At 61.2% G+C, this 1,447-nt stretch carries 1 protein-coding gene; it reads left to right on the forward strand.

Annotated features, from left to right (window positions below; translation table 11 throughout):
• The first annotated feature begins 147 nt into the window (after positions 1-147).
• Positions 148-1,167, forward strand: a complete 1,020-nt coding sequence (locus GPA21_RS20140) for an IS110 family RNA-guided transposase (protein WP_168989840.1) — start codon at positions 148-150, stop codon at positions 1,165-1,167.
• Positions 1,168-1,447 lie beyond the last annotated feature (280 nt).

The following is a 1,447-nucleotide window of genomic DNA, read 5'->3' on the forward strand; positions in this document are numbered from 1 at the left end:
TGGGAGATGTAATGGACGCCTCCCTCCCCTCTGGGGTGGTGTGAGGCTGCAGGGGTTCAGCAGAGAGGAGCCCTCACGTTACCTGACGGCATCGATGTGCCAAAGTGATGGTGTTGAAACATTCACAAACGGTAAGGAGGGCTCGCGATGAAGATTACGACATTTGGTCTGGATCTGGCAAAGCAGGTTTTTCAACTTCATTGGGTGGAGGTCGAGACGGGCGAGGTGAAACGGCGCCGGCTCAAGCGCGACCAGGTGCTGGCGTTCTTTGCACAGCGCAGCGCCTCGGTGGTGGCGATGGAAGCGTGTGGCAGTGCGCACTACTGGGCGCGCAAGCTGATCGGGCTGGGTCACGAGGTGAGGTTGATTGCCCCAAAGTTCGTACGCCCGTTTGTGACAAGCAACAAGAGCGATGCGGCCGATGCGCAGGCGATCTGGGAGACGGTGCAGCGGCCCGGACGACGCTTTGTGGCCGTCAAGAGCGAGGCCCAGCAAGGCGTTTTGATGCTGCACCGGATGCGCGAGCAGTTGGTGAAGATGCGCACGATGCAAATCAATCAGCTGCGCGGATTGCTCTACGAGTTCGGCGCCACGCTGCCGCAGGGTCGGCACAAGGGGATGGCCCAGGTGCCACAGGCACTGGCACAGCTCGAAGGCACACTACCTGCGATGGTGCTCGACGCGCTGCGCGAACAACGCGCGCGCATCGAATCGTTGAGCCGGGAGATCGAGCACATCGAGGCGCAGTTGCTCGCCTGGAAGAAGGAAGACGAAGCGGTCAAGCGCTTGATGGACATACCGGGCGTGGGCGTGCTCACGGCCACCGCGGCGGTCGCGACGACGGGACAGGCGAGCGCCTTCCGAAGCGGGCGTGAGTTTGCCGCATTCCTGGGGCTGGTGCCACGACATAGCGGCACTGGCGGGACGGTCAAGCTGTTAAACATCAGCAAGCGCGGCGATAGCTACCTGCGCAAGCTGCTGATCCACGGTGCCCGAGCGGTACTCACACACAGCAAGGTACGCAGCTCCTGGCTTGAGGCACTCTCAGCTCGCCGGACGTGGAACACCGTAGTGGTGGCGCTGGCCAACAAGATGGCCCGCACGATCTGGGCACTACTTGCCCACGGGCGGACCTACGACAGGGGTTACGCAGCCGGGCTTGCGTGACGACAATCAACATTCAACATACCGAGCATCGACCAATGTCAAAGGTTGCGCAGGTTGAAGCGAGCATGATGGCGTAACAGGTCGGACCGCGGGGAAGTAAGCCTGGCACGGCGCTTGTCCTTCGAGGACGCGTGGGAGATTGAGGCCTTCCCCGGCGAATTCCATCAGGGCCAGCAGACATCGGGTCTGCCAAACAGGCCGGATATAAGACTGCAGCCAGACTCTGGAACGTCAAAAATGCAAACTTCACTTGCCAAACCGGGAGGCGTCCATATAAGCG

This window comes from Azoarcus taiwanensis (assembly GCF_012910885.1).
Taxonomy (GTDB): domain Bacteria; phylum Pseudomonadota; class Gammaproteobacteria; order Burkholderiales; family Rhodocyclaceae; genus Azoarcus_F; species Azoarcus_F taiwanensis.